Source organism: Leclercia sp. M-A074-M (assembly GCF_965195605.1).
GTDB lineage: Bacteria > Pseudomonadota > Gammaproteobacteria > Enterobacterales > Enterobacteriaceae > Enterobacter.
Map to the genome: position 1 here is coordinate 44,740 of NZ_CBDAHM010000014.1, position 16,219 is coordinate 60,958.

Here is a 16,219-nt window from a genome sequence, read left to right on the forward strand (position 1 = left end):
CCGGAATGGTGTTCATTGCACCGGGTGTGTGCATATGTTCAGTATATGCAGATGTAATGCATATGTATAGGGGCTGGATATGCAGATGGTATGCGTATGCCTGACCTATGCAGATGTCTTACATATGGATATGCTAAACCAATCCTTACTTCCCTATTTTCCGCTGAGATCCGAAAAAAGGTAATGTAGGAACCTACATGTAATTGCCCTTGGTCAGCTACCAAGCTGGATAAAAAATTGCGCCAGCCAGAATGTGAGTCTCACCGACTAAACATGTCTGCCTGAACGGCCGGTATCTCACATATGTGTGTCGAAAGAGATCCATTACAAACCCGGTGAACAACTGCCCCACCACGATCAGAACAGTAAAATTTCCTGCATCCAGTTTTGCGCCAAAAACAGCTGCATTCGCTGCAAGCAGGGCACAAGAAAAGCGCCAGCCGGTTACGTGTAGGGCTTTACCCATGCGGGTCAGCGCAGCTTTCAGCTGTCATTTAACCTTACGACAGGAATTGGAATGGAACTTGATGAAAACCAGTGAAATACTGTGCAAAACAACTAACGGAAGAGTCTGAAAATGATACCCACACCCTGGCTTACATTGCATGCCGCAGAGAGTGACAGTGCCGAAGTGAATGCACTCGGATATGAAGCACTCACTCCAGCGGTTCTGGAGCAAGAAAAAGCCGCCAGCTATATTGAAGCCCTGAATTTTGCTTACAGCCAGCCCGACATACGTAACGTTGCAGTGACCGGACCTTACGGAGCCGGAAAGAGTTCGGTACTGAAAACCTGGTGTCAGGCAAAGGAAGGCGCGCTGCGTGTGTTAACCGTGTCACTTGCTGATTTTGATATGCAGAAATCGGTGTCAGAAAAAGAAGATCAGCTCGAGAAAGGAAAATCTGAAGAGGTTGAAAAAAACGCAGAGACTTCAGAGAAATCCATTGAATACAGTATCCTGCAACAAATCCTTTATAAAAATAAAAAAAATGAACTACCTTACTCCCGCATTGAGCGAATCTCAGGTGTTACGGCAGGGCAGATACTGAAATCTGCCGCGTTGCTTACGTTGACAATGATGCTGGCAGGCGTTGCCCTTTTTTTCCTTGCCCCTGACTACATAACAGCCAAGCTTTCACTGCCGGTGGCATTAAGTCAGAAGCTTCTTGTATGGCCTTTTTCAGCACGCCTGATCGGGGCTGTATTATCGGTTTTGGGCTCACTGTCCCTGCTTCTGTATCAGCTGCACCGGACCGGTATCTTTGACAGAAAAGTCAGCCTGGATAAAGTAGATATTCTGAAAGGTGCGGTGACGACAAAGTCATCGTCCCCATCCCTGTTGAATGTCTACATTGATGAGATCGTCTACTTCTTCGATTCCACAAAGTATGATGTGGTTATATTCGAAGATCTTGATCGCCTCAATAATAATCGCATTTTTATAAAGCTCCGTGAAATTAACCAGATAATTAACAACTGTCTTTCTGACAGGAATCCTTTAAAGTTTATTTATGCTGTCCGGGACGATCTTTTCAGTTCTGCGGAGTCACGGACTAAATTTTTTGATTTTGTTATACCTGTCATTCCGGTGATGGATAAGGATAATGCCTCTGATCATTTCAGCAATAAATTCACTAAGGAGGAACGAAAACAGAAAGGACTGGATGAATGTATCAGCAGGATCGCCACTTTCATCCCTGATATGCGGGTTATGCACAACATCACCAATGAATTCAGATTATATCAGAATATAGTAAACAATCGGGAAAACACCCCTAAACTTCTGGCCATGATTGCGTATAAGAATTTATGCGCTGAGGATTACCACAGCATTGATAAAAAAGGCGGCATTGTTTTCCATTTTATGGATGCTTATGTGGACCGATTCATTCACCAGAGGTATGTTAAAGATATTAATGCGCAGATTAGCCTAGAACAAAATCAGTTAAATAGTATTAACAGCGAAAAAAATACCTACCGGGGGGCACTGCGGAAAGAACTGCTGTCTCCGTACATTAGTGAAGTTTACAGAGAAAAGCTTTCATTCTATAACGGATCTATTCTGAGTCTGAAACACATTCTCGATGATGAAGACGACTTTGTGAAGCTACTTAATAGCGAAGGGTTTAGTATCATCGATAGTTTCCGGCATCATAATATTCTGCAGGTCGGAGTGAATGAAGTCAGTTCGCTTCGCACAGCATATGAAGAACGATGTGAGTTAATCGAGAAAAAAACCGATGCCAGTATTTTACGCCTTAAAAACAATATAGCCTTACTTGAAACAGAAAAAAGAAGTATAAGAGCCGAATCCGTTTCCGGGATCATCAACCGTATGCAGAAATCTGGCTTCCGCAGCTGGGTCGTGCAACATGTTAATGACGGAAAGGAACTGACCCCGCGTCAGAACGAGCAACTCGACTTTGTCTATTTTCTGTTATCCAGCGGCTATCTCTCGACCGACTATATGTCCTTCCGCTCCGTCTTCATGCCGGGAGTGCTGACAGAAAATGATAACATATTTATCAAGTCGGTAATGGCCGGCAATGATGCAGGGGAGTCGTTCACTATCCCCCTGCAAAATACTCCTAATGTGGTTGCCCGTTTAAAAAAACTGGCTGTTATCGAGCGGGAAAATGCGCAGCATCCGGACATTATTCACTGGCTGCTTGATAATGCACCAGAAACGCTTAAAGAGAACACGGCAGCGCTACTCGGCCAGTCAGGCGGTGAGCGTGCGATCAAGTTACTGGCGTTGATCCAGCGTGAATTCTCCACGGAGCTCCGGCTCCGGTACTGTGAAATCTTTATGCAGGACGAAAAGCTACTCCGGAAACTTCTGACATATCTCTCTGAGTCTGAACCGCAGGAATTTGTTCAGGAGATGACCTCCTTGATGTTATGCCTGAACAAATATAAGAATGCCTGGTTAAACGATGATATTTACGAACTGGCAGAAGGAATTATTTCCGGCTCAGCGTCGCTGATTGAATTCGTACCTGAAAGTCATACGGAGATGTTTTCAGATACACTCATTAGTAACCGCTTTCTGGTATCCAATATTCCGGTTGTGGCAACAGAAGAACACCGGGCCCTGGTCACTCACTTGGTCTCTAAGGGGCTTTTTTCCTATTCAGCAGAAAACCTTCAGAATATTTATCTGCTGTTGTCGCAGAGCAAGGACGGGCTGGATTTTGCACGCAGACCGTTACAGTGCCTTGAGTCACTTAGCTTTCCTGAATTAAAAAATGTAATAAATAAAAACATAGATGCGTTCGTGTCTGATTTATTTGTTACCTCAGATGAATTTGACCGTATCCCCGAACTGCTTAGCTCTCATCTTATGATGCTCAGCACCGCGGAGCTGATTATAAATCGCATGGAATTTTGTATCGACAATATAGCTTCGATCGAAAACCAAGCCGAGTTATCACCCAGAGACCCGGCTGCTCCGGAAATCAATACCTACAGCCTTTTACTCTCTCATGATCGTATATCACCAAGTCTGGATAACTTTGTTCATCTGCTACACGATAACATGATTGATATACCTTACGACCTTGTGCGCTGGGCTAACGCTAAACACCACATGTTAAAGCCAGCAAATATTGTCATTTCCTCAGGACACGTTTTCGATACGTTTCTAAAAAAATTTATTGCATCTCCTGATCTGTCGGAAGACACTTTACGGAGAGTGATGAATTGCTTCAGCGTTCTTATTATGGAAATTCCAAAAAACATTCCGATCAGGAATGCCGAAGTATTATGTTCACTGAACAAACTGGCTCCGACAATACAGGTCTTTACGGCACTGTATAATGCTCTCAGTGGCGAAGATAATAATTTGAACAGGATGAATACCCTGCTTTGCAACCATCTTGCCCGGCGGCCGGAACTTCTGTCTGCTGAACCTGAAGAGATATTCTATATCGATGATAGTTTCGACAGAGATCTGGCCCGGGAGTTGTTCGGTAACGGGCATATTGGTATGAATATCAAGGTGGGCACCCTGCGCTGGCTGCGTGATAACGATCCGGACCTGATGGATGAGGTACAGCTGCTGCCCTTAGATCTGCTGGCTGAACTGAGTCCATGGATGTATGACGACACCCTGCGCTTATCCCTCCTGAAAAGCTGCCTGGCTGCCGGAGATGCCGATAAAAACATGCTCCATAATGTGCTGAACAGCTTCGCCGATGAGAACTACCATGGACTGTTACCAAATGAGAGGTACCGCAAAATGACTCACACAGCAGAGTTATGGGAGCTGGCTGAGCAACTCAGCGAAGCTGGCCTGATTCAGCCGCCAAAAATGGGAACCGGCCGGGATGAACACAAGATGGTCATCAATCCTGTGCGATCTGATTCTGACCCTGCGACCGAAGGATGAGGGCGCACACCACGGTTGTTTTTTTGCTGTTCTTGCAATAAATGATTTCTACTGTTGCTTATCGCGCATTGTGCCGTTATCTGCATAACTAATTTTACATTATTGCTTAAATTTCAATAATATCTCCTTTCTCCGCTCAGGATCCGGAAACTCCAAGTTCCGGATCTATCCGCCTCTCAACCGTCTGCCATTTATTCCGGTTGCACCAATCTTTTGACTGGCGGGATAATCAGCTCTGACCTGTTTCGGGAAATTACAATTTTACAGAGAGTGCTAGTAAATGGTTAATTCAACATCAATTAGTGAAAATCCTGGTTCACAACAACCCCCATTTAATTGGAATGCCCTGTTCCAAGGTGATCATACACGTGGGGCCTACAATGCCTGTGTGGGGAACAACGGTTCACCGGACCTTTATTATTATGCTGACGGCTTCGCTGACAGCGTATTCCTGCTTATTGATGCCCTGATTTCAGGGCAGCGCGCATTACTGGATACGCTTATTTATCCCATCTGCTTCAATCTGCGGCACTCAGTGGAACTGACTATTAAGGGGCAGATACAGGATCTCAGCCGGCTAGCGAAACTACGTAAACAGCCGCTTGCACCGGATGCGGACGTAGAAAAAGTGCTGAATCAGCACGATATTATGAACCTGTGGGCATTTTTTTCAGGCCATGCAGCCGCGTTTGATCGACGTTATAATGAAAAGGTGTCAGCGCTGGAACCTCTCATTCGCTGTATTGGGGAAACAGATCCCACTGGTCAGACGTTTCGCTACAGTTACAGTACTGAAGCCAAGAAACATCTGACAGACGTCAGTGTTATCAACGTATTGGTTCTGCGTGATCAGTTTCGCGTCATTCGTGAGCAACTGGAAGAACTAACAGGGTTGACTCACTGGCTATGGAAGGAATACTCAACCGGGGTTTTCACCAAAAACCTCAGTCGTAATGATCTTCAGGCTATCGCTGTTCAGTTGCCCATGCGGCAGTCATGGGCTGAGCCTTCTTCAGGCCTTACTGGCATCAAAGACTCCATCAAATCTGAATACAATATCGGCAGCAAAGAACTGTCTGAGGCATTCAGAAAAATTCAAGACAGCAGAGATTTGGCTCGAATTATCGGCGTGCCCGGAGCTATTCCGGGATTGTCTATGGCAGATTTGATAACTCTCAATGACTTCTGGAAGGTGGCATGGGATCGCGATGCTTTGTCGGACGAATTACGTGATGACATATCCGGCATTAGTACTTCTCCGGTTGTACCGGTTAGCCCTATGCAGGGGTTGAACCATGAACTCCAGGTAACGAAAGACACCCGCACTTCTTTCAATCAGTTTAAGCAGTGGGCAACAGCAGAGAAACTTGCCGGGCTACAGGCATTACTGGACGCCGGAGATTATTGTTTTAGTGAGGAGCATGACAGCTGCTACGAATCTTACAAAAAGGAAGTGGAGGTAGCATTCTCATCTTCTCAACGGAGCCGCATGGCTGAAATAAAGGAGGTCTGGTTGCGCAGCGTCGGGCGGCGAGCTTATCCTTCGCGCATCATAGATAAACTCAAACATGCTGGTTTCAAAGAAGAAAGCGACTTACTGGAGCAAAATCTTTTCGCCTGAAAAAGAATGGCAGAATTTCCCGGATTAAGAAAGGCCACACGGTGGTGGCCTTAACGCAATTATTTCTGGTTTACCGAGGAGGTTATGGTTGCGGTATAGGCACGGAGTGTTTCATCTACGCCATCAACCAGGGCATTAGCCAGTTCACTAAGTGTCTGTGTGTCTCCTATACGGGAGTCCTCCACGCTGTAACAGTGCAGAGAGCAGGACTCTTCCTGGAAACGGAAGCCTATTCCCAGAGCGTTGTTCTGGTAAATGAAAGGTGCGCCATACCCCGGGTCAGGCATCAGAATGTGGCCATTGCAGTTGGGCAGGCTGAACAGCTTGGTAGCGCCAGCTGGCAGAGCCCGGGTATTCTCTGTGCGTAACGTCAGCAGAACCTGTCTCAGTCCTTTCTCACCACCTTCGCCCTGAAAAACCTCCGCCTGGCTGTAAAAGCCTTTCGCCCGTGCCTCATAGAGACGATCTGCGGGATCAAGTCCCATAATACTGCGTAACTGGTTAATGTGACCGTAATAATCCTGGCGGCGATACCACGCCCCCCAGAAGCGGGCAATACTGGCCCAGAAGGCTTCAATGGTCTGCTCATCACGACTGGCAACTTCACAGAACAGAGCAAAATACAGGGCAGTACCACCGTAGAATTGCGGCACCCCCCGCATAACCTGGCTGGCCCGCGAGCGGAGGTGCTGCGCATTACGGAGCAGAATACGGGTCAAATCATCTTCCGTACTTATACCAAGCAGATCACGGTAGGCTACTTCAAACTGGGGGGCCGGAGGTACACTGTTCCAGGCCGGAAGAACCTGACTGCCGCTATACTGGGCGATATCCTGATCCAGGGAAGCGACCAGCGAGCTTTTGAGGCAGAAGACGTGGAGGATGCTGCCCATGCTGGCACTGACCATCTCACGCAGCAACGCGGACTGGTTAATGTCGCGGGCTTTTGCCACTTCTTTCAGCGCGTGGCCCTGATCGGTCGGAATACCCTTGAGCGAGACCGACACTGTCCCCTGGGACTCATTTCTTTCAGTTGTAGGCTGAGTTTCCATAATGAACTCCTCTTTGACGTTTTAAGCGAAATTACAAAAAAAAACACCACAATTGGTGATTCGGACACCAAATGGCTATTGGGTTATGATTGCCTGGTTGTATTACGATTTCAACGTTTTTATTACCTGCTCTCTCATCTTTTCACTGAGATCCGATTTCTGGTGAAGTCGGAATATGCCTGCACCGGTACGGTGAATGTCGCTCAGTACCACCTGCATTTCCTTCCCGTTATACTGATGAAAAAACAGGAGGCTGGCGTGAAACTGAAAATGCAGGATCTGAGACTGTTTAACCTCGTTTTTGAAAGCGACCCGGGATGGATACTGGATTTCTCTAACCGTACTCTGTCGGCTTTCTTTGATGAAGAACTGAGCATCGATATTGATGATGAGCTTTATCAGGAGGAGGGAACGTCTAAAGCCAAACGGGTCAGATGTCTGCTGAAACAGGTGGATCGTGATACTGCCCTGCAGGTTCTCAACGCCCTCTGGCAATATAAAACCGAGGCTATGCCTGAACAGGCTGAACGAACCCGTAATGACTGGCTTGCATTGCTTTCCCGACTGGAAAATACGGACGCTGAAACAGCCAGGGGCGATAAACCTGTCCAGGTCTGGCACGGAATTGACTGGCCTTCACTTGTAAACGAAATGAACGAGCTGAAAACCTTGGCACCGCATACCCGGGGGTTCCGGTTTGAAAGCTGGCTGGCTGACCTGTTCAGTACCTTTAAGCTCGCCCCCCGTTCATCTTTCCGTAACACAGGCGAACAGATCGACGGCAGCTTTCGGCTGAATGATGAATTTTACCTGATGGAAGCGAAATGGCACCAGAACAGGACGCCCGTTGCCGATCTCCACGTTTTCGAAGGTAAACTCAGGACCAAGGCGACCTGGACACGAGGCGTGTTCATCAGCTGGATGGGTTATACTGCAGAAGGCCTGACTGCCTTCGGTAAAGTTAAGCGGGTTATTTGTGTCAGCGGTTATGATCTTTATCATTCGCTCAGTCACGGGATCGCACTGCCCGAACTTCTGGAGGCAAAACTCCGGCATGCAGCCGAAAAAGGAGAACCCTACGCGCAATTTGACAGACTTTACACGCTTAAAAATAAAATACCCGGTACGATGAAATAACGAGCCCGGAAATTTCAGGGGTGATCACTGAATCCAGCGACTTACCTTGACCCTGTTTTCCATCGCCAGCCCTGGCACGCGCCCAGATTCTCTTACATTATTAGTCACCAGCGCGGCCAGCTTCAGGCACCCGAGCACAGCTTCCGGGTGCCGGGGCATGATGAGCGAGCATTAGGAGTGAGACAGGTCGTCACTTTTTCACGAAATACCCTGCGGCTGCAATTCAGACTCCAATTGTGATTTCTGTCGTTCCGCATTGTTTTACTGTATTAATGCGCAAAAAATTATAATTTTTCAGCAATGACATAAACTCACTGTCATATTGCTTCACCCTGAATACAAGGGGACTGAGTAGCTTCCCGGATCTGTTAAAAACGTCCCTGAGACTCTGTTTCTGAGTGAAATAATGTTTTCCATTCATCGCATTAAAAGGTGTTCCCCATTCTCCTGGCGTCATACTGTTCCCCTGCCAGCCTGACTGTTTAAGCTCTTCACAGAAATATGAAACTTTTACCAAATCGCTCTGGTTCAGTATTACGGATTGCCAGAAATTCCAGCGGGATAAACAATTCTTCAGGATCTCAGCGCCCTGAATCGTTGAATTATTTTGGTTTTTTAGTTTTTCAAGACAATGCCTTGCTGAAACAGGAAATATCTTGTTATGCAGGGCTTTTTTTATCCAGCCATCAATGAAACTTTGTTGTTGGTGATGGCTATTAATTCTCCCGCATTTACGCTCAATACCTATTGCAACAAGGAGGCAGTATGATACGTGTGCGTCGAAGGAACTTATAAATGGCACTTCATTTTTCGTTACTGATTTTTTCATTTTGCCTCCATAAATCTGTATACCTGGTGTTACAACGTCTTTTATTAACCTGAGTTAAGGACTACAATTATTGCGTAACAAATAAAAGGAAAAAATCATGACCCTCAAACAACTGCAGGCATTCTACTGGGCGGCAAGCCTCGGTAGTATCAGTGCAGCGGCAGCGAAATTAAACATAACCCAGTCCACCCTTTCCAAAAGAGTGCTTGAGCTGGAAAGTTTTCTTTCGCAGTCACTTTTTTCCCGTTCCGCTCAAAAACTTGTCTTAACGGAAGTCGGGACAAAAATTTTTGACCATGCATTCCGGATGATTCAGATTGAAAATGAAATTTACAACACAGTCACCCCTTCATCGGAAATAAGTGGGAAATTCAAGGCCGGCATAAGTGAACTTACGGCAATGACCTGGTTTCCTGGCTATATTTCTTCTGTTTATAACATTAACATAAATTTCGAAGCCGAAATTTATGTTGATGTTGCCGCAGTATTACTGAAGAGACTGACGAAAGGCGAAATAGATTTCGCCATATTGCCGTTCAATTCAGAGCAGGATAAGCATTTTAATGCAGTTCAGCTTTCCACAGTAAAATTCCTCTGGGCTGCGTCACCCGAATTACTCCCGGTTAGTAGCCGTATCACTTCAGAACAGCTGCAAAACTTTACCCATCTGACTCACACAGCCGATTCCCATTTAAAACGTATTTATGATCAATGGATCACTCATAATCATGTAAATTCAGCAAGAACGATGACCTGCAACAGTTTGTCGGCCATTACGGCATGCACTATAGCAAAGGTGGGTATCAGCCTGCTGCCCCAGACACTTTTAACGCCACTTGTTATCAGTAAAAAACTTACAGCGCATGTCAGTGAATTCGAACTGCCCATCGTGGACTATTACTTTTGCTGGAATATCAGCGACACCCGGACTTCTCTTCCCCTGCTGGCTAACCTGGCCAGAACAAATGCAGATTATAATCTGAATAAAGCACTGGATATTTTCCAGTAAGTATAGTGTAACTTGCTGGTTATTATGCTGGCTCCCGGGGTAACGGGAGCCAGCTCGGGTCCTACCGGGTAAGCGTTTTTTCACCCTGTTTATGTCGGGCGTTCACCGGCAACCTTTCTCCGCTCATTTCCTCTTCCGTGTATTTAAGGCCATAGAAGCTGTCGAGGAGAATTTGCTTCAGTTCAGTTATAAGGGGATAGCGCGGGTTAGCCCCGGTACACTGATCATCAAAGGCATCTTCCGCAAGCTTGTCGACATGTGACAGGAAGTCGACTTCCTGAACGCCGGCCTCACGAATGGAGTTCGGTATACCCAGTTCTGCTTTGATGCTTTCAAGCCAGGCCAGCAGTTTCTCAATTTTTACCGTTGTGCTGTCCGTTGCCGCCGTCAGGCCGAGATGGTTTGCCACCTCAGCATAGCGGCGGCGGGCCTGCGGACGATCATACTGGCTGAATGTCGTCTGTTTCGTCGGATTATCATTCGCGTTGTAGCGGATCACGTTGCAGATGAGCAGTGAGTTAGCGAGACCATGCGGAATGTGGAACTGCGAACCCAGCTTATGTGCCATGGAATGGCAGACACCCAGGAAAGCGTTAGCGAATGCAATCCCGGCAATAGTGGCTGCGCTGTGAACACGTTCGCGGGCAACCGGATTTCTGGCCCCTTCATGATAGGACGCCGGCAGATTTTCTTTCAGTAACCTGAGTGCCTGCAGTGCCTGGCCATCAGAGAACTCAGATGCCAGCACGGAAACGTACGCTTCCAGCGCATGCGTTACCGCATCCAGACCGCCAAATGCACATAATGATTTCGGCATGTCCATCACCAGGTTAGCATCGACAACGGCCATATCCGGCGTCAGGGCATAATCAGCCAGCGGATATTTCTGGCCGGTCTTATCGTCAGTCACCACGGCAAAAGGTGTCACTTCTGACCCCGTACCGGATGTGGTGGTAACCGCGATCATTTTTGCTTTTACGCCCATTTTAGGGAATTTGTAGATACGCTTACGAATATCCATAAAGCGCAATGCCAGCTCTTCAAAATGCGTTTCCGGATGTTCGTACATCACCCACATGATTTTGGCTGCGTCCATTGGCGATCCCCCTCCGAGGGCAATAATGACGTCAGGCCTGAAGGCATTCATCAGCGCCGTGCCTTTACGAACCACACTCAGTGTCGGATCGGCTTCCACTTCAAAGAAAACTTCTGTTTCCACCCCTGCCTGTTTGAGAACAGATGTAATCTGATCGGCGTACCCGTTATTGAACAGGAAGCGGTCGGTAACCACGATAGCGCGTTTGTGGCCATCGGCAATGACCTCATCCAGCGCAACCGGCAGGGAACCCCGGCGGAAGTACACGGATTTCGGTATTTTATGCCACAACATATTTTCAGCCCTTTTTGCCACAGTTTTTTTGTTGATCAGGTGCTTGGGCCCGACGTTCTCCGAAATGGAGTTTCCACCCCATGAGCCACAGCCGAGGGTAAGAGACGGAGCCAGTTTGAAGTTATAGAGATCGCCAATCCCCCCCTGTGAAGCCGGGGTGTTGATCAGAATGCGCGCAGTCTTCATTTCTGAACCGAATTTCTGTATACGTTCTGGCTGATTATCCTGGTCTGTATACAGGCATGACGTGTGACCGATCCCCCCCATTGCCACCAGTTTCTCTGCTTTAACAAGCGCATCGTCAAAATCTTTTGCCCGGAACATGGCAAGGGTGGGAGACAGTTTTTCGTGTGCAAAGGGTTCGCTGTCGTCCACATTTTTCACTTCACCAATTAAAATTTTGGTGGTGACCGGAACAGTGAAACCCGCCATTTCAGCGATTTTGTAAGCCGGCTGGCCAACAATCGCCGCATTCAGCGCGCCATTTTTCAGAATGATGCCCTGCACGGCTTTCAGCTCTTTACCCTGCAGAAGATATCCGCCATGACTGGCAAAGCGCTCCCGGACAGCGTCATAGACACTGTCCACCACCACGACAGACTGCTCAGATGCACAGATCACACCGTTGTCGAACGTTTTGGACATCAGCACCGATGCCACTGCACGCTTAATGTCAGCGGTTTCATCGATCACTACGGGCGTGTTACCGGCTCCCACGCCGATTGCAGGTTTGCCGGAACTGTAGGCGGCTTTCACCATACCCGGACCGCCGGTCGCCAGAATAAGGTTGATGTCAGGGTGGTGCATCAGCGCGTTAGATAATTCGACAGATGGCTCATCGATCCAGCCAATCAGATCTGCCGGAGCACCTGCAGCAATCGCTGCCCGGAGCACTATTTTCGCGGCTTCATTTGTGGCATTTCTGGCTCGTGGATGCGGGGAGAAAATGATGGCGTTACGTGTTTTAAGGCTAATCAGTGCCTTAAAGATGGCTGTGGATGTCGGGTTAGTCGTCGGAACGATGCCACAAATAATACCAATGGGTTCCGCGATAGTGATGGTGCCAAATGTGTCATCTTCCTCCAGCACACCGCAGGTTTTTTCATCCTTATAAGCATTGTATATATATTCAGAGGCAAAGTGATTTTTAATAACTTTATCTTCCACAACCCCCATCCCGGATTCGGAAACAGCCATTTTCGCAAGCGGTATTCGGGCGTCCGCTGCCGCCAGCGCTGCAGCGTGGAATATTTTGTCGACCTGCTCCTGGGAGAAAGTGGCATAAATCTTTTGCGCGGCTTTTACACGTTCCACTAACGCGTTCAACTTTTCAATATTGTTTATCGACATGGTGGTAATCTCTGAAAGTAAATAAAAAGAAAAAACCGAATCATTGTACGCATTAAGATTGCGGCGAAAAAAAATGCGCACGCTTCCTGTATAATTATTTATATAATTACACTGCAATGATTCGGTTAAAAACTACTTGGGGCGAAGATTTTTTGCTACATATTACTGCTGGCTGAAAATCACATCAGGGTTTCGTTTGCCGCAATAACACCGGCGGCACGCAGCGCATCATCCAGCCAAGGTGAAACGAGGATGCCCTGCTCAATTTCTTTCATCCGTTCCTGTTCAGCCTGCACCTTTTTTTCTGCAGCTTCGAGTACGGCGTCCACTTCCTGGCGAGGAATAACGACCACGCCGTCACAGTCACCGACGACCAGATCACCTGGCTGTACGGCCACGTCACCCAAGGAAATCGGGCAGCAAATTTTACCACCGATGTTTTTAGTCGGGCCTGCCGGGTTACGGCCTGCGGCAAAGATTGGCATTCTGGAATTGCCGATGGTGTCGAAATCGCGGGAGGCACCATCCACAACAAAACCACCGATACCCGCCGCTTCTGCCTGAGTTACCATCAGTTCGCCAAACATGGCGCTGGATGCATAACCTTGGCCTGCAACGATAATGACATCCCCGGGCTTGGCCAGAGCCAGCGCAACGTGGAACATCAGATTATCACCCGGACGGGATTCAACCGTGAAAGCAGTGCCCACCACCTGCATATCATTACGCAACGGCTTAATGGAGCTGTGAAGGGCGCCACGTCGGCCTGCTACATCGGAGAGAATTGCGGCCTGGTATTTTCTTGCGCGTTCGATCTGTGCTTCAGATAAACGCGGGAAGTTGATAACGTCGTCAAATTTAGTAGTACGCATAGTAAGGCTCCGGATTAAGAAATTAAGTTTTTAGGGGACTGGCCATTCAGGGCGGCATCAACACTGGCAAATGCGCCCATGCCCATACGGATCAGAGATTCATTACTGCTGCCGCCCACGTGCGGTGAGGCCACGAAATTATCGAGCTCAAGCAGAGGGCAGTCCTTATTCAGGGGCTCCTCGACGAAGACGTCGCATGCTGCTGCAAAAATTACGTTATTTTTGAGTGCATCGTATAAATCGTCTTCATTGACGATCCCGCCGCGGGATACGTTGATGAGAACTGCATCTTCTTTCATCATGCTCAGTTCACGTCTGGCGATCATATTCCTGGTCTGCGGCGTCAACGGGACATGCAGGCTCACCACATCACACGTGGTCAGTAAATCGTCCACCGTCAGTACCCGCTCAACACCGTTTTCAGTGAACAGCTGCTCCGGAGCGTAGGGATCGTAAGCCAGAACCCGCGCGCCAAACCCGGATTTCAGGATTTTTGCCACGCGCAGTCCGATATCACCCAGACCGACGAGACCTACCGTTTTTTCACTCAGCTCAAATGCTTTCGGCAGGGCTTTCCATTCGCCATAGCGTACGCGATAAGAATAGAGCGGCACGCTGCGATAAAGAGAGAGCGCCAGCGTCACAACATACTCAGCCACGCTGATGGCATTGGCGCCAGGTGTATTGGTCACAAGGATATTGTTTGCTTTTGCAGCCAGTACATTAATGTTGTCCACGCCCACACCATGCTTGGCGATGATTTTAAGATTTCGGGCTTTTTCTATATCTTCAGCACTTACAACCCAGGTACGCACAATCAGCGCATCTGCTTCTTCATGCCAGTTGCGATCGCGGGACTCCGGATAAGCAACGGTTTCATATTTTTTTGAAATTTCTTCAATAACCTTTGGACTTACCGGGTCCATAATAAAAACTTTCATGCCTTACTCCTTATTTACGGCTGCTCAATTCGGGTGCTTTCGTTTACTAAAAGGGTACTTTTAGGTTCCCGGGGATTCTTTTTTGCTACAGGCTCAATCATGGTCATCAGTAAGCACAGGGTGACAAAGGAACAGATACTCAGGAAAAGGAAGACCTGGTCCCAGCCGTAATTATCGAGGATCACGCCGACGACGAACGGAGAGACAGCCCCGCCAACAGAGCCTACGGTATTAACAACGGATGCCGCCAACGGTACTTTCTGCTTAACAGCCAGTCCCATCGGATAAACCAGGAAGGTTGAATAACCGATGTTTAGCAATACTCCCGTCAGAAAGAACAGACCTGCAATGACTACCGGGATGGTCGGGGTATTAATCAGTACATACATCATGATCACCGTGGATGCAGAAGTGATAAACATGACGGGCTTCCTGCGTCCTTTAAACAGGCGGTCGGACAGGACGCCGCCCAACAGGTTACCAATGATGGCACCGACCCAGGGTGCAGAGGCCACGAAACCCATGCTCAGAACTGACATATGCTTTTCATTAATCAGGTAAGACGGTACCCATGTCATAATGGAGTATGTTATGCCCACCATCAGCCCGTAGCCTATTGCACATGCCCAGTTATTCCAGGACAGGAAAATTGACCGCGAGTCACTCAGTAAATCGACTTCTTTGCGACGGATCAGCGTGTCAAGAAAACCTGATTTGGCGGGTTCGGTCGTTCCGGTAACGGCGTTTGTCTGAGCCAGGGCTTCGTTATCAGAATTGAGGATATAATCCCGCTCGGCCTCATTGCAGTATTTGCTTTCTGACGGATCGTCCTTGACGAACATCAGCCACATAATGGCAATCAGGAACCCGGGTACCGCGAATATATAGAATACTTCACGCCAGCCCCATGTCAGCACGATCCAGGCGCACAGCGGTGGCACAAAAGCGGGCGCAAATTTAATTGAGGACATGAAGATACCGGTCGCCAGACCTTTTTCTTTGGCAGGGAACCAGCGGTTAATAATGGAGACAATGCCAATGTTAAGTGGGCCTTCCGATGCCCCAAGAACAGCACGTGCAAATTTTAATTGTAATACACTGCCTGTCAGTCCAATAAACAATGTTGATATAGACGTTAAGATCATGCATCCGGATAAAATCTTACCGATGCCATACTTGCTGAACAGAAAACCAACCGGGATTTGAACCAGTGCATAGGTAATATAAAATAGGCTGGCCAGTAATCCGATATCTACGTTTGAGAGATGAAAGTCTTCTTTTATAAAGGGAACGACAACACCAATATTTGCCCGGTCTGCACCGGCTATCATGTATACCGTAAAGAACATGACGGCAACTATCCATCGATAGCCGCTTCGTTTTTGAGTTGTAGGTTGTTTCATATTTTTCTGCCTGTGGTGTAGGGAAAAAGCTTTCTTATTTTTTGCGTGTTTTTGTTTTAGCAAATGGAATCAGTTCTTACGACCGAATAGTATTTCGGGGGGGGTATTCCAAAAAGGAATAGCATATAGGAGTTTATTTATTAAAAATTAATTGATTTGTTTATGTGATAAGACACGCATTTAATGACAGATTTTCTTGCGCTTTGTCATTGCGTCGGCCTGACT

At 47.6% G+C, this 16,219-nt stretch carries 11 protein-coding genes; 4 read left to right on the top strand and 7 right to left on the bottom strand.

Features of this window, described 5'->3' with window-relative positions:
• Nucleotides 1-217: 217 nt before the first annotated feature.
• Complete coding sequence (locus ACOKCT_RS21325) at nucleotides 218-466, bottom strand: DMT family transporter (protein ID WP_172693861.1); 249 nt, start codon at nucleotides 464-466, stop codon at nucleotides 218-220.
• A 111-nt stretch (nucleotides 467-577) separates the two neighbouring features.
• Between ACOKCT_RS21325 and ACOKCT_RS21330 the strand changes: the two genes are divergently transcribed.
• Both ACOKCT_RS21330 and ACOKCT_RS21335 read left to right on the top strand, forming a co-directional pair.
• Nucleotides 578-4,390, top strand: a complete 3,813-nt coding sequence (locus ACOKCT_RS21330; protein ID WP_172693860.1) for a hypothetical protein — start codon at nucleotides 578-580, stop codon at nucleotides 4,388-4,390.
• 280 nt (nucleotides 4,391-4,670) lie between these two features.
• Nucleotides 4,671-6,011: a hypothetical protein gene (locus tag ACOKCT_RS21335; RefSeq protein ID WP_172693859.1), complete on the top strand. Its 1,341-nt coding sequence runs from the start codon at nucleotides 4,671-4,673 to the stop codon at nucleotides 6,009-6,011.
• A gap of 59 nt (nucleotides 6,012-6,070) precedes the next feature.
• On the opposite strand, the gene ACOKCT_RS21340 is transcribed toward ACOKCT_RS21335, so the two are convergent.
• Nucleotides 6,071-7,063, bottom strand: a complete 993-nt coding sequence (locus ACOKCT_RS21340; protein WP_254258572.1) for a hypothetical protein — start codon at nucleotides 7,061-7,063, stop codon at nucleotides 6,071-6,073.
• A gap of 258 nt (nucleotides 7,064-7,321) precedes the next feature.
• Here ACOKCT_RS21340 and ACOKCT_RS21345 point away from each other — a divergent pair, with 258 nt between their 5' ends.
• Nucleotides 7,322-8,200: a restriction endonuclease gene (locus tag ACOKCT_RS21345; protein WP_172693874.1), complete on the top strand. Its 879-nt coding sequence runs from the start codon at nucleotides 7,322-7,324 to the stop codon at nucleotides 8,198-8,200.
• A gap of 223 nt (nucleotides 8,201-8,423) precedes the next feature.
• On the opposite strand, the gene ACOKCT_RS21350 is transcribed toward ACOKCT_RS21345, so the two are convergent.
• On the bottom strand, nucleotides 8,424-9,029 hold the full coding sequence (locus tag ACOKCT_RS21350) for a hypothetical protein (RefSeq protein WP_172693858.1): 606 nt from the start codon (nucleotides 9,027-9,029) through the stop codon (nucleotides 8,424-8,426).
• A gap of 97 nt (nucleotides 9,030-9,126) precedes the next feature.
• Between ACOKCT_RS21350 and ACOKCT_RS21355 the strand changes: the two genes are divergently transcribed.
• The gene (locus tag ACOKCT_RS21355) at nucleotides 9,127-10,038 is read left to right on the top strand and encodes a LysR family transcriptional regulator (RefSeq protein ID WP_172693857.1); all 912 of its coding nucleotides are present in this window, start codon (nucleotides 9,127-9,129) and stop codon (nucleotides 10,036-10,038) included.
• A gap of 61 nt (nucleotides 10,039-10,099) precedes the next feature.
• Here ACOKCT_RS21355 and adhE read toward each other — a convergent pair whose 3' ends face one another.
• The 4 genes from adhE to ACOKCT_RS21375 all read right to left on the bottom strand — a co-directional run bounded on the left by adhE (nucleotide 10,100) and on the right by ACOKCT_RS21375 (nucleotide 15,994).
• Nucleotides 10,100-12,778, bottom strand: a complete 2,679-nt coding sequence (gene adhE / locus ACOKCT_RS21360; protein WP_172693856.1) for a bifunctional acetaldehyde-CoA/alcohol dehydrogenase — start codon at nucleotides 12,776-12,778, stop codon at nucleotides 10,100-10,102.
• Between the two features lie 179 nt (nucleotides 12,779-12,957).
• On the bottom strand, nucleotides 12,958-13,650 hold the full coding sequence (locus ACOKCT_RS21365) for an RraA family protein (protein ID WP_043519730.1): 693 nt from the start codon (nucleotides 13,648-13,650) through the stop codon (nucleotides 12,958-12,960).
• A 14-nt stretch (nucleotides 13,651-13,664) separates the two neighbouring features.
• Nucleotides 13,665-14,591 carry a hydroxyacid dehydrogenase gene (locus tag ACOKCT_RS21370; protein WP_172693855.1) on the bottom strand — a complete coding sequence of 309 codons (927 nt, stop codon included), beginning with the start codon at nucleotides 14,589-14,591 and terminating at the stop codon, nucleotides 13,665-13,667.
• Between the two features lie 14 nt (nucleotides 14,592-14,605).
• Nucleotides 14,606-15,994, bottom strand: a complete 1,389-nt coding sequence (locus ACOKCT_RS21375; RefSeq protein WP_172693854.1) for an MFS transporter — start codon at nucleotides 15,992-15,994, stop codon at nucleotides 14,606-14,608.
• Nucleotides 15,995-16,219 lie beyond the last annotated feature (225 nt).